21 protein-coding genes and 1 tRNA gene are annotated in these 20,152 nt (G+C 45.1%); 17 read left to right on the top strand and 5 right to left on the bottom strand.

Annotation, left to right across the window (positions count from 1 at the left end; translation table 11 throughout):
• The first annotated feature begins 10 nt into the window (after positions 1-10).
• From MHI15_RS26470 to MHI15_RS26445, 6 genes are all read left to right on the top strand, one after another.
• Positions 11-1,567: an extracellular solute-binding protein gene (locus tag MHI15_RS26470; protein ID WP_341165086.1), complete on the top strand. Its 1,557-nt coding sequence runs from the start codon at positions 11-13 to the stop codon at positions 1,565-1,567.
• 161 nt (positions 1,568-1,728) lie between these two features.
• Positions 1,729-2,127, top strand: a complete 399-nt coding sequence (locus MHI15_RS26465; protein ID WP_339247811.1) for a hypothetical protein — start codon at positions 1,729-1,731, stop codon at positions 2,125-2,127.
• Positions 2,128-2,270: 143 nt separating this feature from the next.
• Positions 2,271-3,443, top strand: coding sequence for a serine hydrolase domain-containing protein (locus MHI15_RS26460; protein ID WP_076191371.1), 1,173 nt, complete (start codon positions 2,271-2,273; stop codon positions 3,441-3,443).
• A gap of 49 nt (positions 3,444-3,492) precedes the next feature.
• Positions 3,493-4,314: an ABC transporter permease gene (locus MHI15_RS26455; RefSeq protein ID WP_076191374.1), complete on the top strand. Its 822-nt coding sequence runs from the start codon at positions 3,493-3,495 to the stop codon at positions 4,312-4,314.
• Positions 4,311-5,093, top strand: a complete 783-nt coding sequence (locus tag MHI15_RS26450; RefSeq protein ID WP_036689373.1) for an ABC transporter permease — start codon at positions 4,311-4,313, stop codon at positions 5,091-5,093. Before MHI15_RS26455 ends, MHI15_RS26450 begins: the two co-directional genes overlap by 4 nt.
• A 34-nt stretch (positions 5,094-5,127) precedes the next feature.
• Positions 5,128-6,126, top strand: a complete 999-nt coding sequence (locus MHI15_RS26445) for an ABC transporter ATP-binding protein (protein WP_256717187.1) — start codon at positions 5,128-5,130, stop codon at positions 6,124-6,126.
• Here the strand turns inward: MHI15_RS26445 and MHI15_RS26440 are convergent.
• The gene (locus MHI15_RS26440) at positions 6,117-6,686 is read right to left on the bottom strand and encodes a TetR/AcrR family transcriptional regulator (protein WP_076191376.1); all 570 of its coding nucleotides are present in this window, start codon (positions 6,684-6,686) and stop codon (positions 6,117-6,119) included. The two genes, MHI15_RS26445 and MHI15_RS26440, sit on opposite strands and share 10 nt — an antisense overlap.
• 163 nt (positions 6,687-6,849) lie before the next feature.
• Between MHI15_RS26440 and MHI15_RS26435 the strand changes: the two genes are divergently transcribed.
• From MHI15_RS26435 to MHI15_RS26425, 4 genes are read left to right on the top strand one after another with little or no spacing between them, the layout of a single operon-like run.
• Positions 6,850-7,788, top strand: coding sequence for a ketopantoate reductase family protein (locus tag MHI15_RS26435; RefSeq protein WP_076191379.1), 939 nt, complete (start codon positions 6,850-6,852; stop codon positions 7,786-7,788).
• 27 nt (positions 7,789-7,815) lie between these two features.
• Positions 7,816-8,457, top strand: coding sequence for a histidine phosphatase family protein (locus tag MHI15_RS26430; RefSeq protein ID WP_076191382.1), 642 nt, complete (start codon positions 7,816-7,818; stop codon positions 8,455-8,457).
• A 15-nt stretch (positions 8,458-8,472) separates the two neighbouring features.
• Positions 8,473-8,655 (top strand): hypothetical protein, encoded by a 183-nt coding sequence (locus tag MHI15_RS30825; protein WP_076191385.1) that lies wholly within the window; start codon positions 8,473-8,475, stop codon positions 8,653-8,655.
• Entirely contained in the window at positions 8,600-8,839 is a 240-nt protein-coding gene (locus tag MHI15_RS26425) for a hypothetical protein (protein ID WP_376747903.1), read from the top strand. The genes MHI15_RS30825 and MHI15_RS26425 overlap by 56 nt, the downstream gene beginning before the upstream one ends.
• 71 nt (positions 8,840-8,910) lie before the next feature.
• On the opposite strand, the gene MHI15_RS26420 is transcribed toward MHI15_RS26425, so the two are convergent.
• Positions 8,911-9,006: a sporulation protein YjcZ gene (locus MHI15_RS26420; protein ID WP_081383126.1), complete on the bottom strand. Its 96-nt coding sequence runs from the start codon at positions 9,004-9,006 to the stop codon at positions 8,911-8,913.
• A gap of 112 nt (positions 9,007-9,118) precedes the next feature.
• Positions 9,119-10,519, bottom strand: coding sequence for an RsmB/NOP family class I SAM-dependent RNA methyltransferase (locus MHI15_RS26415; protein WP_076191388.1), 1,401 nt, complete (start codon positions 10,517-10,519; stop codon positions 9,119-9,121).
• A gap of 157 nt (positions 10,520-10,676) precedes the next feature.
• On the opposite strand from MHI15_RS26415, the gene MHI15_RS26410 reads away from it, so the two are divergent.
• From MHI15_RS26410 to MHI15_RS26400, 3 genes are read left to right on the top strand one after another with little or no spacing between them, the layout of a single operon-like run.
• The gene (locus MHI15_RS26410; protein ID WP_076191391.1) at positions 10,677-11,813 is read left to right on the top strand and encodes a glycosyltransferase family 4 protein; all 1,137 of its coding nucleotides are present in this window, start codon (positions 10,677-10,679) and stop codon (positions 11,811-11,813) included.
• A 6-nt stretch (positions 11,814-11,819) separates the two neighbouring features.
• Entirely contained in the window at positions 11,820-13,172 is a 1,353-nt protein-coding gene (locus MHI15_RS26405; RefSeq protein ID WP_076218090.1) for a metallophosphoesterase family protein, read from the top strand.
• Positions 13,162-16,401 (top strand): AAA family ATPase, encoded by a 3,240-nt coding sequence (locus tag MHI15_RS26400; RefSeq protein WP_341165085.1) that lies wholly within the window; start codon positions 13,162-13,164, stop codon positions 16,399-16,401. Before MHI15_RS26405 ends, MHI15_RS26400 begins: the two co-directional genes overlap by 11 nt.
• On the opposite strand, the gene MHI15_RS26395 is transcribed toward MHI15_RS26400, so the two are convergent.
• Positions 16,388-17,509 (bottom strand): YkvI family membrane protein, encoded by a 1,122-nt coding sequence (locus tag MHI15_RS26395; RefSeq protein WP_339281929.1) that lies wholly within the window; start codon positions 17,507-17,509, stop codon positions 16,388-16,390. The genes MHI15_RS26400 and MHI15_RS26395 overlap by 14 nt on opposite strands.
• 196 nt (positions 17,510-17,705) lie before the next feature.
• Between MHI15_RS26395 and MHI15_RS26390 the strand changes: the two genes are divergently transcribed.
• From MHI15_RS26390 to MHI15_RS26380, 3 genes are all read left to right on the top strand, one after another.
• Entirely contained in the window at positions 17,706-18,278 is a 573-nt protein-coding gene (locus MHI15_RS26390; protein ID WP_340034292.1) for a xanthine phosphoribosyltransferase, read from the top strand.
• A 101-nt stretch (positions 18,279-18,379) separates the two neighbouring features.
• The gene (locus MHI15_RS26385; protein ID WP_036689410.1) at positions 18,380-18,697 is read left to right on the top strand and encodes a hypothetical protein; all 318 of its coding nucleotides are present in this window, start codon (positions 18,380-18,382) and stop codon (positions 18,695-18,697) included.
• Positions 18,698-18,812: 115 nt separating this feature from the next.
• A complete protein-coding gene (locus MHI15_RS26380) occupies positions 18,813-19,031 on the top strand; it encodes a hypothetical protein (protein ID WP_036689413.1) in 219 nt (72 codons plus the stop codon).
• A gap of 96 nt (positions 19,032-19,127) precedes the next feature.
• Here the strand turns inward: MHI15_RS26380 and MHI15_RS26375 are convergent, their stop codons facing one another.
• Positions 19,128-19,574, bottom strand: coding sequence for a hypothetical protein (locus MHI15_RS26375; RefSeq protein ID WP_051491615.1), 447 nt, complete (start codon positions 19,572-19,574; stop codon positions 19,128-19,130).
• Between the two features lie 182 nt (positions 19,575-19,756).
• Between MHI15_RS26375 and MHI15_RS26370 the strand changes: the two genes are divergently transcribed.
• Positions 19,757-19,840 (top strand) — tRNA-Leu (locus MHI15_RS26370).
• Positions 19,841-20,152: the final 312 nt, after the last annotated feature.

Genomic DNA, 20,152 nt, shown 5'->3' with positions numbered 1-20,152 from the left:
GGGTTATATTATGAAAAAATGGATTGGCATCTGTCTGGCTATCGTAATGGTTGCTACCGTTATTGCAGGTTGCTCGAACAAGGACAAAGAAGAGACTGCCGGAGGCGCATCAAATACGCCGCAGAAAACTGAATTCTCGATCTCGATGCGGACGCTGGCTTTTAACTATGTTGAGAAATCACCCGACTTGAATAAGGACAAATGGGTGAAAAAGCTGGAGGAGATGACAAACACAGACTTGGATATTGTGTTGGTTCCTCATAAAGAGTTCGAGCAGAAAATGGTGCAGATGTTCGCTACTAATGATATACCGGATGTCGTTCAAGGCTCGGGCGGCGTAAATGGCAAGGAGATGGCTGGTTCTGTTGAAGCTGGTGTGTTCATGCCCTTGGATGATCTGCTGCAGCAAAACGGCCAGAACCTTTTGAAAGTAATCCCGAAGGAAGCTTGGGAGAACGTCACCTATCAAGGAAAAATTTATGCAATACCGGAGTTTCTGTCCAATCCCTCCCGCCGGGCGACTTGGATTCGCAAGGACCTGCTGGAACAAACCGGCTTGCAGGTTCCAAAAACGGTCGATGAGTACTTGACTGTGTTGCGTGCCTTCAAAAAGCTGGGGATAGAGAACCCGTACATGGGCCGCCAAGACTTCAAATATGCGGATGCTTTCTTTGGCGCTTATGATGTTTTTCCGTATCTGACTATGTTCGAGGAAGTAAACGGCCAGGTTCAGCCGAAGTTTATGGATAGCGAAAATATGATGAAGGCGTTGCAAACCTACAACACCATGTATACAGAGGGTTTGATCAACAAGGAATTTGCCACCATTAACCCGACCAACTACAAAAATGCGATTCTCTCAGGCAAAGCGGGCATGTGGACGATGAATGCCAACGAGCTTCTGCAGTGGGAGCAGCAACTGAAGGCTACGACGCCATCCGCCAAGCTGGAGATTATTCCTTCGCCAGTGGGACCTGATGGAAAAGGAGGCTCCTACTTGTACGGCTCCGCCACGCGCACCTACTTTATTAAGGAAGGTACGAAGAATGCTGCGGATATCGTGAAATTTTTTGACTGGATGCTGAGCGAAGAGGCAGAAACCTTCTTTACCTTTGGGATTAAGGACGAAACCTATAAGGAAGAGAACGGCAAAATCGTATACACTCCTCCTGCGGATTCCGCCGCTATAGATGAGGAGCGCTACCGCCAGTCATTCCTCTGGATGGTGCAGGATACTACTTATAATAAGGGTGTCCTTAACATGACAGAAGAAGGTAGAGGCTTGATCAATGTATACGATACTATTCTGGCTAACGAAGGCCGTGACGGAATTCAGTTCGACCCTCGGCTAGATGCCTTGGTGAAGAATCCAGACATTGCACCTAACTCGGACACGGCTCCTCCGGTACTGCTGACGCACATGGTAAAGATGGTATATGGCAAGGAACCTATCAGCGACTGGCCGAAGGTTGTGGAAGAGTGGCTTTCTAAGGGCGGCAACGACGTCATTAAGGAAGCTACGGAAAAATATAATAACAAAGCTGGCGTCACCATGCCTCGCAGATAAACTTATCCTCCAGGGGAGTTGGAATTCAATTAAGGGCTGCCGAGAGGTAGCCTTTTTAGTTAGGGCCAGTTTACTTTAATGTAATATCCAAAGTATGGATTATATGGTAAGTTAAATGGAGACATTCTAATGAACTATATAAAAAGAAATGGAGTGATTTCATGAAGATGCGGAATTCAAAACTTTTATATTATCTTGTCTGGATCATAGTGGGGGCGCTCTTATTACATTATGGAAACTCGCTAATTAGCCATTACACTGAAGAGGCACAAAAGAACTATCAATTAGAAAATACTGTATGGATCACGGCTATTGTCCCGTTTGTCTATGGAATCTATCTGGCGTTATTAGAAGGATTACCTAAAGCTTTTGTTGTTAATTGGCTTCTGTTGTTTATTGTGTTTCTTCCAAGTTTTCTTCTGCTTATGTATCCAACTTTAGTAATGTATTTTAACATTTCGAATATGGAGATATTCAAATTCGCAACCATACATGATGGAATAGTATTTGGTCTGGTTAGTGGAATGGCACTAGTTAAATCTCTAACGACAAACCGTTAACGAGATTACAGCATTGCTGTTACAGAATTATTGGAGCAGTATAAAATAGTTATATGTAAAATCACCCTTTCAATTATTTGGGTTTTATTGCATGATATTTATGCATCATGTATTTTATTGAATAATAAGGGGGAGTGCGAATAATGTTATCATCCACAGAGCTTAGCAAGCTGAACGAAGTGAATTACAGGGAGGACCGTTTAGAGGTAGTTAATCATTTTTATGAGGATCTCTGTGATAAAAAAGTAGTCGATGGTTATATTTATTCTCTTAGTCGTTACGGGAAAATCTTTGCTAGTGCTGCCGGAGGTCGTTTCAGTTACGAAGAAGAAAGCACCCAGGAAATGAAAACGGATACAATTTTTCGTGTTGCTTCAATTACGAAGCTGTTTACGGCGACAGCGATTTGGCAGCTTGCGGATGATGGTAAGATTTTTATGGGGCAGCCTGTGAGTTCTATTCTTCCAGAGTTTGATGCCGACCCTTTTAAGCCGATTACCATTGCACATTTACTGACTCATACCTCTGGCATCGCTCCTGATCCTGGCACTATAAGTGATACTTACTATAAAAGTGCATGGTGGTATATTTTTGAATCAGAGCTTGGAAAAGAAAACTGGATTAAAGCCGGTCTATCTAAAGGGATTCATTTTCCGGTAGGGACTCAATGGATGTATTCATCGTTTGGATACGCGATTTTGGGCGCAATTATCGAGAAAATAACAGGTGTTTTTGCAGAAAAATACATAATGGACCACATTGTAAAACCGTTAGGCATGAAAGATACCTTCTTTGATATACCAGCAGAAAAAGCTGGTAGGATCGCCATTCGTTCGGAAAGGGCTAAGGAATATCTTCAGAAGCTGCAAAACGGGGAAATTACGGATGCGGGACAAAGGTCTGAGGAAGAAATCAACGTTCCCGAAACTGGTGGTGGGTTATATTCCACAGTTGCTGATCTGCAAAAGTTCGGAATTATGCTGCTTAATCAAGGGCAATACGAAGGGAGTCATATCTTAAGCCGAATGGCTGTACAAAGAATGACCAAGCGGTTTAATTCTGAGAAAATTCCAAACTACGCATGGGGAGATGCAGGAGCGGATCGACCATACGGACTGGGACCAGACCTTCGCTATAATGTGAGTACTTCTTACTCTGAAGGCACTTTTTTTCACGAAGGGGCTGGGGCCTGTGCCTTATTCGTTGACCCGGTTGAAAAGCTGATTGCCGTTTGGTATCTTCCTTTTCACAAAGGGGTATGGGACGGTAGAGCGGTATTTGGCACCCACAATGTGATCTGGTCCGGACTCGAATAAGAAAAAGACTTTTTTTATGTGATATCTATAGATAGGCAGGATGTGACTTATGTTTGAGATGATAAAGCACCGCTTTCGCATTATGAGGGCGGTTGCTTTTGTTACTTATAAGGAATGGAGTGCGTACAGGACGCATTCGATGGTTTCTATTTTTGTAGGCCCAGTGTACTTTTTAGTGCAGTATTATATATGGAGCGCTGTTTATAGCGGGGAATCTTATATCAACGGGATGTCACTCTCCCAAATGCTTTCCTATTTTTGTGCTACGATGTTGATCAACTATTTGACGATGGATTTTGCCGATTGGAATTTACAAATGCTTATTCGCACCGGGAAATTCATTACGTTTTCGTTAAGACCGCTAAATCATATGTTCTTTGCTTTGTCTCAGAAGGCAGGGCATAGGGTACTTGGGCTTTTATTTGAATTTTTACCCTGCTTTATGATCTTTTTCTTTATTTTTCATATTGATGTCTTACCTGCAAATTTACTATACGCGATTCTTTCGATAGCTATGGCGTTTATGATGAATTTTTTCATTCATTATAGTATTGGAATGGTCGCTTTTTGGATGGTGCAATCCTCTAGTATTCGTAATTTTTTTAATCTTTGCGAAGGGATATTTTCAGGATCGCTGATTCCATTAGTATTTTTCCCAAAATCCTTACAAATGGCGTCCTTTTTCTTACCCTTTCAATACACGGCCTTTCTTCCTGCAATGGTCTATACAGGTAGCTATACTTTAGCGGATATAACCTTACCTATTCCTCAAGTGTTATTGCTGCAGCTCATAGCGGTAATTATTGCCGGAGTTGTCTGCCGGGTGCTGTATGCGGTGTCGCTTAAGCATTTTACGGGGGTGGGCGCATGAAACGTATGTATCAAATATATAAAACCTGCATGAAGGCGAATATTGCTTCTGCTATCACTTATCGTGTTAATTTTATTCTTAATAGTCTTATCATGCTCATAGGGAATGTGCTGTTTCCTCTAGTAACGGTATTCATTTATAATTCGAATGCTTCATTTGCAGGTTGGACCTTTAAAGAGGCGCTGTTGATTCAATCCGTTTTTATTCTGTCTACGGCTTGTGCCGGGATTTTTTTTAACGGAATTATGTGGAATACGATGTCTCATGTTGTAGAAGGGACTTTGGAAGTGGTATTAATTAAACCGACCTCGAGCCTTTTTCTGCTGTTGGCCAGATCTTTTGAGTTCGAAAGTATCGGGCTTTTAGGCGGAGGAGTAATCATGTTCGTATACGCACTTAGCGGAATCGATGGGATGACCATCGGCTCTTGGTTATTGTTCCTGTTGTTGTTTGGCGCAGGGCTGCTTGTTATGTTCGGCGTGGCGCTTATTGTGGCAGCGATTTCCTTCAAATGGGTAGCGAATTCCCGCTTGCCGGAGATGTTTGAGAGCATTAAGTCTTTTGGACGTTATCCAGGGACGATTTTTCCTAAAGCAGTCGTAGCCGTGAGTTCTTTTCTGTTTCCGGTTTCCATGATTGCTTACTTTCCAGCATCTACACTGATTGGCCGATGGGAACCCTATTTTTTTATAGCGATTATCCCTTGTGTGTTATTTGCTGCCTTCGGAATTTGGCTCTATACATACATGCTTCGCAGTTACAAAAGCGCTGGAGGATAAAAGATTAGTTTAGCTCTAAGAAGGAGAATTTCACTTGGACATTATTACCGTCAAGAACTTAACCAAGCAATATGAAACCTATCACCGTGGACAAGATGCAAAAAGCGTATTTAAAAGTCTGTTTCACCGTGAAAAATCGATCATTACCTCTGTAGAAGATCTTTCGTTCAGTGTTGGAAAAGGAGAAGTCATTGGCATTCTGGGTCCAAACGGTGCGGGGAAATCTACGACTATTAAAATGCTGACAGGCGTCCTTTATCCTACCTCGGGCGAAATAAATGTTCTAGGGTACAACCCTCATAAGCAGAAAAATCAATATGTAAAACAAATCGGGGTATTGTTCGGACAGAAATCGCAGTTAATATGGGACATACCCCCTTTGGATAGCTTTTATATGAACAAGGAAATCTATGATATTCCTACGAACGACTTTCGTACAAGACTAGACCGATTTGTAAACATGTTTGAGATTGGCGATATTATCACTAAACCCACACGCACCCTTTCCCTGGGAGAACGAATGAAATGCGAGTTTATTATGGCGATGCTTCATTCACCACCTGTGGTTTTTTTGGATGAGCCGACGATCGGGCTGGATGTGATAGCTAAACAAAGAATCAGAGAATTCATTAAGCAAATGAATCAGGAAGGCACCACATTTATTCTGACAACACATGACTTGGAAGATGTAGAGCGTTTGGTTCAAAGAGTACTTATAATTCATCAAGGGAAAAAAGTATATGACGACAAGTTTTCTGAACTTCGACTGCATCTGGGCGCCAAAAAAGTAGTTAGGCTTTCAGCCGCCACAACTATTGGAGATATTGATCTGCCTGGGACTCTGATATCGGAAAGAATATCGGATTACGAAGTGGAGCTGCTGATCGATACCGAGCAATGTAAAATGGGCGAGTTTCTGCATATTCTTAGCGAAAAGGTAGAGATCCTTGATATATCTATTAAGGAGATTCCCATTGAAAAAATCATCAGCTCCATTTATGAGATGGATACGGGAGAGCATATTCAAGCTTGAGAACGGATCATCTGCAGATTTAGATCGAGCATGGACCATAACTTTTCAGTGATCTCTTTTGCAGAGCAAGGATTACTATGAGTAAACCACCATTCAATCACTCCGACAGTCGCCGAACTCAAAAATTGCACAGATATATTTTTACTCAGCTCATCCAGGTTAAAATTGTTTTCTAAAAATTGTACCTTAATCTGCTCATTTATCATTTCTTGTAATTGGTTTCTAAAGGAGAGTAAAGCTTTGTTTCTTAATAAAGTCTTATAAAAGAGAGCATTCTCCTCCAATTGTTCCAGCGTGCGGAGCAATGACGCCTTCGAGGGATTAGGTTCGGTTTCATCCTCCACTGCGGAGCAGCTTTCGATTAGTTGCCGGAGCTGAGCCTCCAGACATTTATCCATCAGATCGTATTTATCCGCATAATGGGAATAAATCGTTCCGCGGTTTACATCAGCGCGCTCTGCGATTTCGTTGATCGTTATTTTTTCAAAATCTTTTTCAGCCATCAGTTGAATTAATGCATTCATGATGGCTGTTTGGTTTTTTTTAATTCTTCTGTCCATGGTAAGACTCCCTTTTTATTAAACAATGTATTGTATTCTGTTGAAAAATCAACAAACCCGATCAAACTAACGATTGAACCCTACCGGAGATGTGATAATCTAATTTTATCGAACAGTTGATCGAAATTCAACAAATGTCTAAAAAGGGATAGAGGAGTTAAATATGAGAGTTTTAGTTTTTGGAGCGGGAGTATTAGGCAGCTATCTTGCACATGTTCTAGTGCGTGGGGAAAATGATGTCACCATGCTTGCCAGAGGAAAGCGAGCAGAGCAATTGACGAAAGACGGACTTGTGCTTCGCCATTATTTTCAAATTAAAAACACTGTGGATACAGTAAAGGTCATCTCTACGCTTCGATCCGATGATCTCTATGATCTTATTTTTGTTGTTATGAAATATAATGATTTTCCATCTGTGCTACCTATTCTAGCTGAGAATCAGAGTCAGAATATAATTCTTGTGGGGAACAATGGCGATGCTCCTGGCATGCAAAAGGATCTACAGGAAATGAGCAATGTGAGGAAAAATATACTCTTCGGATTTCAGCTTAGTGCAGGAATTCGGGAAACGAGCGGTCGCGTTATCAAAATACACGCAGGAGGGCAAATGGTACTTGGCAGTTTAGACGGTGAGATTCCAATAAAGCCTGTACTGGATGATGCGTTTAAAAATGTTAAGTATAAGCTAACTTATCATGAGGATATGGATGCTTGGCTCAAAAGTCATATCGTGCCTATAGTGGCTTTGAACTCCCTTAGTTATCTGCATGACGGGGATTTGAAAAAGGTATCCAAAGATAAGAAGCTATTAAAACAAGCCATTTCAGTAATGGACGAGGGGTTTCAAATCATGGAGCAATTAGGTTATACTGTCACTCCAGCAGGGCAAGTTAACTTTGTTCGGAAGCACAAGCAGGCTGTATATTATGGTCTGACAATAATTCATAAATTACCGTTTATGAAATTAGTGGACGGTTCTTTCAGCGAAATAGCAGCTTTGTTTGATTCATTTGATATTTTGAAGCAACAAGCAAACATTGCAACGCCCAATTGGGATCAACTTAAAAAACAAGCGTTTTCGAAATTTAATGCAAATGTATAACAATCTTGTTCAGGAGGTATACAATCGATGGCTATATATTTTATAAGGCATGGAATAGATGAAGAAGGCTTTCGTGGGGGTTGGAGTCAACGTGGACTTGTAGTAGAGGGATATAGACAAGCCGAACGTCTTGGATATTATCTTAAGGAAAATCAATCTAGCTTTAACATAACCCGTATTCTTTGTAGTGATTTGCAACGTGCGTTAGATACAGCAAATGAGATCGCCAGAGAGCTTAATTTGCCTGTTGAAAGCAGCCAGTATTGGAGAGAAACGAACAATGGTGTAATCGCTGGAATGCCCCATGAAATCGCAAATGAACGATACCCGGGTCTTTATTTCTCGGCTTTAAGAATGGATGAGAGATTTCCAGGAGGAGAAAGTCCCCAGGAATTTTTTACGCGAATAAGTTCAAGTTTCTCAAAACTATGTAATGAACTGGAGAGTACTGATCCAAATGAAAATGTAATTATGGTCACTCATGGTGGCGTAATTAATGTTATATACCATATTTTAAAAGGGCTAACGTGGACGAATAAGAATGCTCATTTCCCGACTTCATATACTAGTATTCATAAAATAGAGTATCAAGCAGATAAGTGGGCAGTTACAGCAGAAAATCTTACGGAACATATATCAAGGGATCAGGCTGCTGGTATGGCCAATTGATTGGGAGGTACAAATATGGGTTTATTGAATGCGCTGATTGAGCAAGCCAAGAATCCTAGAGGGTTCGTAGGAAATATCATGATCAAAATCATGAATCAGGCACATACCAGCATCACCGTTCAACGATGGATTTTTTGGGACGATCACAGCGATTCAGACGCATTATTTCTGGCCGGACCTCGAACAAGATATAAGTGAAGCATTTAGGGTGCTGATAGCAGGCGGTACATTTGTTATTATTTCTGAGATCTATAAAATCAATTATCATATGAAGCAATTCACTAAGAACGAAGAGATGGAGCAGTTATTACGGAAATCGGGCTTTCAGACGGTAAATATTCACGAGAATAACAAATGGAGATGTTATGTCGGAAAGAAATAAAGCGGCCGCACCGCCCCAAAAAAGGACGACACAGCCGCTTCGTTTCACCAGCTAATTAAGCCGGGAAGGTTTTAAACAAACAACGAACGGGAAATGATGACCAGCAAGATGAAAAGTACCAAAATCGCTCCGGTCGAAGTGAAAGCTCCTCCTTGAAATTCACCCATGATTTATTCCTCCTCAACTTATGTCTTCTTCTCAATTGCTGTGACTGGTGTCGCAGCTTTCTGAGATAATGACATCATATGCCGAAGAGGGCCTGTTGCACTGGTCTATGGCCTATTGCTCGTCAATATGGGCTTTTAGGATACGTAATCCTTTAGGGAGATGATTTTTAAGCTGGCCTAAACTCGCCTTGCCCCAACTAATTGGCAAACCATCTAAAGTTACAAGCGTCCATCCATGTAATTCGCTGGGGACAGGCAGGCTTTCACCGCGGAGCCAAGCATGTATTTCCGGGCCCTCACTGCTGAGATCAAAGCTTCGTGATGCTTGTAGGGGCTGAAGTGCCATAGCTAATGCATGAGCAGGTTCAATCCGATTTTTCTTCAAATGGGCAATATGTAGTCCAGCTCGTGGAATACGCAGTCCGTCCAGCAGCCCGGTATGGAGGTTGCCATTAAAGGATTCTGGCAGCAAATAAAGAGATTCGCCGAAGAGCAGGGGTACACCTTGGCATGAAAGACCAGGCAGTTCTACCGCAGCCCAGTCTTGAAAAAGCTGGTAGGCATCACGTACAGAAGAATTAGTTTTTGGGTTGTTTTTGCTTCGGCGTTTTTTGGCGTTGCGGTTGGCATCGTCATTTACGGATACAGTGTCAATTTGCTTACGCAGGAGTGCAACAAAGTGACCTTCGCCCTTTTCTAAATGCGGCCAAAGGCGTTTGCAGGTGAGTAGTTCCATATCGGGGTAACTAGCCGTCAATCGAGCAATGGTTTCTTCATTCTCTTGACGGTTAAAGGTGCAGGTAGAGTAAGCTAAAGTACCCCCTGGTTTAAGCATAATGTAGGCGTCTTGCAGGATATCCCATTGTCTCGCTGCGCACATAACTACATGAGCAGGAGACCATTCTTGAATGGCTTTTGGATCTTTTCGGAACATGCCTTCTCCAGAACAAGGAGCATCCAGCATAATTCGGTCAAAAGCTTGCGGGAAACGCGCAGATAGCTGTTCTGGTGTTGCACAGGTTACGAGGGTATTCTTAATGCCCAGACGTTCAACGTTCTCTGCTAGAATTTTTGCGCGTTCCGGATGGATTTCATTAGAGATTAAGAGGCCTTGTCCCTGCATTAAACCAGCGATATGCGTAGTTTTACCTCCAGGGGCTGCTGCAAGATCGAGGACGGTTTCACCGGGTTCAGGTGCCAGCAGTTCAGCTGCGGACATTGCGGAAGGCTCCTGAATATAATATAGTCCAGCTGCATGGTAAGGATGTCTGCCTGGTCGAGCGGGCTCATCATAATAAAACCCGCCCTGGCACCATGGGATAGGCTTCAAAATAAATTGTGAGACTGTAAGGTCCACCGCAACTTGGCCTATGGCTGAGGTGCTTTTTAGCGGATTAAAGCGCAGTCCTTGAGTTCGTGGCGCTGAATAACTTTCTAGAAAAGCATCTGCCTCTTGCCCCAGCATTTCTTTAATAGATGCGGTGTAAGAGGCAGGCAGCTGTTCTTCCTTCATAGATCATTCTCCTTTTTCTTAGTTGCTGTTTCATGTTTATACCGATAAAATCAAGGTATGGGGAACGTAATCGTACCTGAAATTCTACATATATTCAACTATATCATAATTGCCAAGTCTTACAGTACACAGGGCAATTGTAAAGGGGATGTACCATATGAATTTGCTGCAAGCGCTCTTCTTCCCGCCGGAGCAACCCGGTGGTGTATCATCTATGATCCCTTATCTTCAGGAAAGATTCCGTTCAAGCCGTTGGGAGATGGATTTGTTTTGGCTGCCTAAGCGGATTCGCAATAAGGGGCATGAGGAAGTAATATTCGAGACGTTTGATTGGACGCAGTATGGAGAAAGTCCGATCGTTCAAAAATATATTCAGACCTATCGTGATTATTTATGGTGGACAAAACTGCGGATGAGTAAGCCTTATGATCTTATTCATTCTCATCATCCGATTGCTGGCTTAGCGATGAAAAAAGTGTTCCCCGATACTCCGTTAATTCATACCCTGCATTCCAGTTACGAGCGGGAATTGATTCTAAATGGAGCGATTTCCGAGGATGGCTTGGAGCATCGTTTTCTAGTCTCACTTTATCGTGAACTTGAGCATGTTAGTGATCGATTAATGACGGTGTCGCGATCTTTTGCAGAGTATGTGGCCCCTTATATTATTGATCCTTCTAATATAGGTGTTATACCGAATGGTTTTGATGAAAAAAGATTTAAGCCTGTTCCGCATGATAACGCTATTCCGCAGCTAGTGACCGTGACACGTCTGGTTCCGGCTAAAGGAATAGATATATTACTCAACGCTTGCGCGGAGCTTAAAAATCGCGGCCATGAGTATGTACTGCATATTATTGGCGACGGTCCTTCACGTGCGGATCTGGAAAAGATGGCCCAGCATTTAGGGATCTATAATGAAACGATCTTTTACGGATATACGCTGCACCCTGAAGAATTCATGCCATTCTTTGATATTTTCGTATTGCCCTCTCGGGCGGAGGCGTTCGGTTCAGTGTTTGCGGAAGCGGCACTTAGCTGCCTGGCTTTAGTGGGGACAAATGTGGGTGGAATACCGGAGCAGATTGAAGATGGTGTGAATGGTTTATTGGTCAGTCCTGACGATGAGATTGCTCTTGCTGATGCATTAGAGAAGGTGATATCTGATCCGGCTTATCGTTATGAGCTTTCGCGCTCCGCATGGGATAAAGCCAAAAGCCTATATTCGTTGACACGAGTTGCTAATGAACTTAAAAAAACCTATTTACAGTATCCTTCAGGAACGAAAGGGTGAGCACCTATGATTCCATTTCGCTTTCTGCATACTGCTGATTTACATCTGGATAGCCGTTTTGCCGGGCTGGCGCATATTTCGCCAGCCATTCGTGCTTATTTACGTGAGTCTACCTTTGCCGCCCTCGGGCGGCTTGTCCGCGTTGCGATCCAAGAGAATGTTGATTTTATTGTCATTAGTGGAGATGTGTATGATGTTTCAGATGCATCATTACAGGGACAGCTGCGATTTCAGGAAGCGCTCAAAGAACTCGGTGAGCACGGGATTCACGTGTTCCTGATTCATGGCAACCACGATCCGCTTGACGGACTGCGTCTGACAACGGAAATGCCAAAGCATGTTACCGTATTTGGCGGAGAGAAGCCAGATCACGCTACAGCTTGCCGCCGTATAGATGGCCAAGAAGTTGCCATCGTTAGTGGAATCTCTTACCCAACGGCGAAAGTGACGAACAACACAGCTGTAACCTTTTCTCGTAAACCTGGCAGCCGCCTGTTTCATATTGCGATGCTGCATGGCAATGTAGACGGTGATTTGCTGCATGAGACCTATTCTCCTTGCAGTCGCAGGGACCTTATCGAACGGGGGTTTGATTATTGGGCGCTTGGACATATTCATAAACGTAGTGTACTGCATGAGAAGCCTGTGATTGTATATCCAGGCAATATACAAGGGCGCAGCATTAAGGAAACCGGAGCTAAAGGTTGTTATATTGTGGATGTAGATGAGGCTGGAAGATCCACTCTGCAATTTCATGAACTGGATTTCGTCCGCTGGCAGGTTAGAGACTTATCTATAGAAGGATTAAGCAATGAAGCAGAATGGATACAGAAAGTGGAGCAGGTTATTGAAGACATCCGCGCGGAGCTCCCGGAGCTCATGTCGGTGGTCAGATTTCGTCTGATTGGGCGAGGGGACGTACATAAAGTATTGGCTGAAAAAGGGGCAGCAGAGGATTTGCTGTCTGAACTCCAGCGCCGTGAGGCGATTAGGGCTGAGCGTAAAGATTACAAAGGGCTTGTCTGGACGGAAGGGTTCGCTATAGAGTCCGGTTTAGCTATTGATCGCCAACGCTTATTGGAAGAGGATAGTTTTCTTGGAGAAATGCTGCGCATTGCAGAGCATACGGAACATTCCCCGGAAGCGCTCGAAGAACTATTAAATAGTGCGCTTAAACCGCTATTGGAGAATCAGGAGCTGCGAAAGCTGTTGTCTATGACTAGTCAAGAAGAGAAGTTGAGCTGGCTACGTGGTTCAGCAGAGCAGGGAATCACGATGCTTGGCGGGATGGATGATACTGTTGAAGCGGCGGAAAGTCTTTCGTATCAACAAGCCGGAGGGCAAAACGATGAGAATTGAACATTTGCATATCAATGGCTTCGGGCGTCTTCACAATCGAGAGATTCATTTAACGCAGGGAGTGACCGTACTTTATGGGCGTAATGAAGCAGGAAAAAGTACGACACTGCAATTCATACGCTCTATGCTGTTTGGAATTCCAAGCCGTGGAAATCCCTTGGAAAGGTATGAACCTATGCAAGGCGGATTGCATGGGGGAACTTTGAAGATACGTGATAGTAATGAAGGTTTGTGGACCATTCGCCGTTTTGCTTCAGGTGCTGAGGGATCAGGAAGAAATGAAAAGCTGAACATTACAGTAAATCATCCAAATGAAACGACTCAAGAGCTGGGACAAGCTGAAATGGAACGATATTTACTTGGGGGGATCTCTAGGAGTATGTTCCAGCAATTGTTCGCAGTTTCACTGGACGAGCTGCAGGAGCTTGCTGCCCTTCAATCTGAGGAGATGAGCAGCTTTCTTTTTCATGCAGGTATGGGCGGTGGCGGTACAATCATGCGTGCGGAACGCCGTTTGGTGCAGGAAGCTGAGAAGCTGTACAAACCTCGTGGCAAGCTGCAAGAAGCAGCAAAAGTTGTGCAAGCCATTGAAAAGCTTGAGCGACAAATGGTTGAGAGCCGTTCTTATCTTCCGCGATATAACGATAATATAGTTGCATTGAGGGTAACGGAGTCGGAGCTAGGTGAATTGGAGCAACAGCGCAAGATTACTGGAGAGCAGCTAGTGATGTTTCGAAAAGCACAGGAAGTCCGTGAGCTGTGGTTAAAGTGGAGCGAGGCTCAGCTAGAGCTGCAAGGATTGCCATTGATTTCAGCCTTTCCTGAAGAAGGAGCAACTCGCTTTCAGGCGTTTGAAGGAGAAATTCGTAATGCACAGGGATCAGTAGTACGTTATGAACGTCTTCTAAGCGAGCTTACTATTGAACTGGCAAAGAACCCTCCAGATGAAGTATTAGCAGCGCAGGGGCCTGTTTTAGAGCGGCTGGACCGGCATCGGAGCAGTTACGAGAACCGTAGAACGGAAAGACAGCGGCTTGAGGGAGAATTAACGGCGCTGAATGAGCATTTGCGGCGAATTCTGCGCGGCATTGATGTGAGCTGGGGCCCTGCAGAGCTGACTTCATTCTCTGGGACAGCGGCGGATCGTGAAGCTGCACGGAAGTTTGCGGCGGCGTTCGCTAGTTATGACCGCCGCATGGAGGCGGAGGGTGCAACGCGGCAGTCGTTGCGATCCCGTTTGGCCGCTGCCTCAGCGTCGCTCCAAGCAGCAGAACGGGCGCTGGCGCGTGAGCACGCTACCGGCGCGGAAGCTTTTGCGCAGCTGGCTCCCCGCAGCGCCCGTGAAGTGCTGCAGCTGTGGGACGAGCTGCAGCAGGCGGCCGAACGCTGGCGCGAAGCGCAGCTCAGCGAAGGGCCAGCGCGCGGCGCCGGAAGTGACGGCCTTGGCGCGAAGCGCATGGCCGCGCTCTACCGGCGCCTGCTGTGGGCTGGGGCAGCACTAACCGTGCTGCTGCCCGCAGCGCTGTGGCTGACCGGTGCTCCGCCGGCTAGCGCCGTGCTTGCGATCGGCCTGCTGGGTGCGGCCGATCTGGCCCTTTGGGCCGGCTTGCGCGGAGCGCGCCGGCCGGAAGCGTCCCCGCCAGAGCATGGCGGGGACGTCAGCGCAGCCGCAGCCGAGATGCTGCGGCTGCGGGGGCAGCTGCTCTCCGGGGCGGAGCCGGAGAGCGTTGTGCCGGGGCGGCGGACGGCCGCCCCGGGGTCCAGCCCTGACGCAGGCGGGCTGGAGGCCTCTATGAGGGAGCTTCGCAGACTCATGGAGGCTTGGTCAGCTTGGCGGCAGCGCATCGAACGCTATGCCGCCGAGCGTGATGCCTGCCGCACGGAGCTGGAGACGCTGGCAGGCCAAGAGAAGCTGCTCGCTGAAGAAATGCACCGGGCGGAGGCGGCATTCACGGAAACGGCTGAGCAATATGAAGAATGGCTTTGCCAACGCAGGTTGCCTGAAGGATTATCTCCTGAAGGGCTGCCGGATATTTTTGCTATGGTTGAACAAGGGAATGAGCTGCTGCGCCAAGAGAATAAACTCTCCTTACGATTGAAGGAGCTGGAAGCAGAATGTAACGTGTTTGAGGAGGAGCTGCTCGCTCTTATTTATGAGTCGGGTGCTGATCTTGGCGACGAGTCTGGTGTAGCGGCAGCTGGTTTTGAAATAGATCCGCAAGAGGGGAAACGAGTATCTGCATTAACCTTACTAAGCTGGCTGGAACTGCGAAAAAGAGCATGGGATGATCTGAAAAAGGACTTGATTCGCCGGGAAACTATGCAGTCAAGATTGCAGGATGTGGATGAAGAACTCAAGGAGAGCCACAGGATATTAGGTGAGCTGAGAGAACATCGTGAGCTTCTGATACAGGAAGGCGGGGCGACTGGTGGAGAGGATTTCTTACGCAGGTCAGCAGCTGTGCAGCGGCGCAGTGATCTGAATAAATCGATTCGCCAGTGGGAGCTTGCTATGTTCGGTGGTTGGGAGGAGGAGCGGGTTGCTGCTCTGCTGGAATTATTAAATCATCATGATGCGGAAGCATTGCAGCTGGAGCGGTCATCGGCTGAAGAATTGATGGAACGGCAGGAAGAGGGTTGGAACACCCTGCTGGAGCAACGAGGCAAGCTGCTTCAGGAAAGGGAGTATTTGAAGGAGCGCTGCGTGGAGGATTCCGTTATTCAGCAACTGGAAGAGCAGAGAGCAGCCTTGCGGATCGTGGCTGATAAATATGCAGTGGCAGCGATAACTGCCGAACTAATCGGGCGAACTCGCCGTGTGTATGAGCAGGAGAAGCAGCCACAGGTATTACTGCTTGCCTCAGATTATTTCTCCAAGCTGACGGAAGGGGAATACAAAAGGGTTGTTATGACACTAGGGCATAAAGAGCTGAAAGCTGAACACAAGGACGGGGGACTGCTGGACAGTGGACTGCTCAGCCGAGGGACGGCAGAACAGCTGTATCTTGCCATCCGGCTGGCATTGGCAGAGACCATGTCACGGCAAGTATCGCTGCCGCTGTTATTCGATGATCTCTTCGTTAACTTTGATGAGTCTCGTCTTCATGCTGCACTTGGACTTCTTGGAGAACTGTCGATCTCCCGCCAGATTGTGATGATGACCTGTCACAAGCATGTGGCGGAAGCGGCAGCACGTATGATTCCTACAGCAGCGGTTATTTCCGTGTAGTTCGGGTGATTGGTTTTACGGATACGATACTGTTCCCCTTCTCCTTTGAGTTCGATGAAGTATTACTACCTGGTGGAGAGGACCATGGTGTTCGTAGCAGTTTGACAGCCCAGACCAGTGATAAACCTCCGAAGATTGGGTAGAACACGGAGAGCAGTGAACTAAAGCCGAACTGGCTCAGTAAATAGCAGACCAACATCAGAAGTGGTGTAATCAATGCGGTTGATAGGGGAAGCCGTTGCTTAAGCTGTACAGCTACTCCATAAATATCGGCGACAAAAGTGCTGAAGATCTCCAAAAAGATCAGCAGCAGATATATAGTTTGCACTACAGTACCCAACCGGACGGCGATGCTGCCCATCGGAATTTCAAACTTGAGAATCCCTGGCATCTGTGAGCTCATTGCGAAATGTGCGGCAATCAACATAAAACCAATCCCGGTACCCCCAATAATACCGCCCCATACAAGGGATTTTTCTTCCTCTGTGTGACGAGCCATAGGGACTAAAACAGCTTGTGCCATCCCTAAATTAAAGGCGGTGTAGAGCAGCGGTGACATCCATGCCCCAAAGAGAGAGCGATCGTTATCAAGGAACAGGAATCGTCCAGCTCCCGGAATTTGAAAAGTATTAAAAATAATGATAAGTGACAGAGTAAGCATTAAAGGAACTACAATACTGTTCATTTGCAGAATACCGGAAATTCCTCGTTTTAGCAGAAAGTATGAACCAAGCAATGTGATAAGTAGTCCAGTCTGATAATGAAGTCCGAGATGCTCCTGAAAAATAGCGCCGGCCCCTGCAAGCATAATACTGTTTACTCCGATCAGGACGACCATCGTGAACAAACTGATGGTGCTTCCGACCTGTTCCCCGAAGAGGTGACGGTTAAAGTCCTCATAGGATTCCGCTTCTATTCGCCGAGCAATGACCATCATTTTTGTACCCAGCCATATGAACAATATAGTTGAGAGCAGGATGGTCAGGACTGCCCAGTGCCCGTAACGTGTGAAGAATTTTAATATTTCCTGCCCGGTGGCGAATCCGGCTCCTACAATGGTGCCAATATAAGTGAAAGCGATCTGTAATGTTCGGACATGTGATTTCATGGCTCCCCTCCTAATAGTTTTACGAAGCTAAAGAAAAATCATAATGAGTGCTATGCAGGATAACCTTGTGTACTCTGTATAGTACAGGTTATGATGAGGATCAGTAGGACATGACTTCCGTCGTAATTGCTTTATGATCAGTGATTAATTTGTACGGAATGTCTGCGATTATAAAGGGTATTGGAGGTTCAAAGTCATGGAAGTGTTGAAACAGCGGATTTTGGAAGAAGGTGTCGTCGTTTCGGATGAGGTGCTGAAGCTGGATGCACTGCTAAATCATCAGGTTGATCCACGGCTTACGATGGAAATGGGACGGGAGTTTGCCGGGAGGTTTGCGGACTCAGGAATTACACGTATTGTGACCGTAGAATCCTCGGGCATTGCCGTGGCATTTGCCACCGCGTATGAATTAAAGGTGCCGCTAGTTTTTGCACGCCGCAAAAAAACACTGTTAGCTGATCCGGATGCGCTTTGCGAAAGAGTTCCGTCTTTTACAAAAGGTATTGTTACAGATATTATGCTGTCTCGCCAGTTCATCTCTCCAGAGGATAAAATCCTCTTTATTGATGATATTATTGCCAATGGTGATGCAGCGCGTGGATTGATTAAGATCATTCAACGTTCTGGCGCTGAGCTAGTTGGTCTTGGTGTTGTAGTAGAAAAAAGCTTTCAGGCAGGGGCTCGGACGATCAGAGAGCAAGGCATTCGTCTGGAGTCACTCGTAAGAATTACCTCTCTAAATGGAGGCACCATCGAATTTGGGGAATAACCTAATTGGCAATAAGAACAGGCCTATTTTTTAAACAACTGCTTTTCACCCTATGGATTTTCCTTTATAATAAAAATTAGACATAGGGAGGAGGCGTCACAATGGGGAAAGAACCGGTGACTGAACAATTTTTTATTGATAAATTAACCGAGGCCAAGGATCATTTCGAGCGTGCGCTGGATTGCAAACACACGGAATTCGACGATCTGTATCCCTATATGATTGAACATCCTCAGTTTTTTTGGTACAAACGCTATGTAGCCTGGTCAGAGCTTCTGACAATCAAAGGTTTGTGCGAAGAGTTATCCTTCCCGTGGAGAGAGAAATTCACAACTAACCAAGTGGAGTATCTGGAGCAACGTGTGATGTCCGCTAAAGTTCTTGACTTCTGGTTTGAGAAGAATGAAGCGCTGATATAAGAATGCTTTAGTAGACATGCAAGTCGTTAATTGCCTACATGAGACCCAGATGATTTATCATTTGGGTCTTTTTTCTGAGACTAAATAGGACAAGCTATGACAGGAGGGATTAATGATGATTAGCGATGAGCAATTGGATGCCTATCGGATTTCCGGTGAGAAAATTCGTGTAGTGCGTGATGGCTTGGAAAGTAACGATGTAAAAGGGATAGTTCTTGCTTGGGATGATTCTCAGGTGATGATACGTCGTCAGAATAGACGAGTAGTGAAGCTGGATCGCAATTATTTATTCCAGCCATTTAGTGAACCAAGACAAGATCCGGATAATATATAATCTTCACAGTAATAATTTTCGCAGTAATCATCTTCATAATACAAAACAGCTCCTCGCCCTACTGGGCGGGAGCTGTTTCTGTAATATCATTTGGGATTATATAGTTAGAGCTAGTTCAGACGCATTCTCTTCTCTGGAGAGTATGGAGAGTTCTGTGGACAGTCCAAGATACGCGCGCATGCGCAGCATCATTTCTCTACGGAAGCCTGGCCATAATATATTCATCTCTCCTTGAAATCCTCTGCAGGAATATAAGGCTTCGACTCCTCGCTGATCTTGGCGAACGGTAGTAATCTTCAAATCATGGGAGCTCAGCTCGCGCGTAACCTCTTGAAGCATTAGTGACGTCTTCTTTGTGGCACCAGATACGAGCTCCATATATAGCTGAGGGGTCTTAAACAGGCCGCTTCTACTGATTACACGGCAGTCACGTTCGAACACTTTATGAATAAACGTTAGCAGCAAATAGCTTCTGACCAGGGACAGTTCTTCTTTAGTTACTTCTTCATCAATAATGGATGTGTTTAGCTTTGTAGTCGCCATTATAAATCACCTCATTTATATTATGCGAACTTTTGTTCTCATTATACCTTATATTCGGCAACAAAAGCAATAATTATCCATAAATTAATGAATGATAAGAAAACGGCGAAAATATATTGACGTTGGATTCTCAGCGTGGTATGATCTATCTTGTGACCGCAATAAGCGAGTCATTATAATACGCGGTCATGGCGGAATTGGCAGACGCGCTGGCTTCAGGTGCCAGTGGTAGCAATATCGTGGAGGTTCGAGTCCTCTTGACCGCATAGCTAAAAGGATTATAGAACTGCTCTAGTAGCAGGTTTATAATCCTTTTTTTATGTTTTTCAGCAGACGGTAGTGCGAAAGAGGAAGGTATCCTTAAGAACCATCACCTGAGGCTAACGGACCCAGATGAAGCTATTTGCTCATTTATCGCCTTTTGAGCGTAGTATCGGACCCCAGTGCAGCTATTGCATGGAAAAAGGATCACAATTGGCGTTTTTTATGCCAATAGCGACTGTAGGGTCCGATAGGAATCCAAATGTGCTCTAAAGCCACAAATAAGATCAGCTGGGTCCGATAGAAATCCAAGTTTG

Source organism: Paenibacillus sp. FSL H7-0918 (assembly GCF_038007025.1).
Lineage (GTDB): Bacteria > Bacillota > Bacilli > Paenibacillales > Paenibacillaceae > Paenibacillus_AQ > Paenibacillus_AQ odorifer.
Note: the sequence above shows the minus strand (reverse complement) of the source record. Positions and strands in the feature narration are given on the sequence as shown.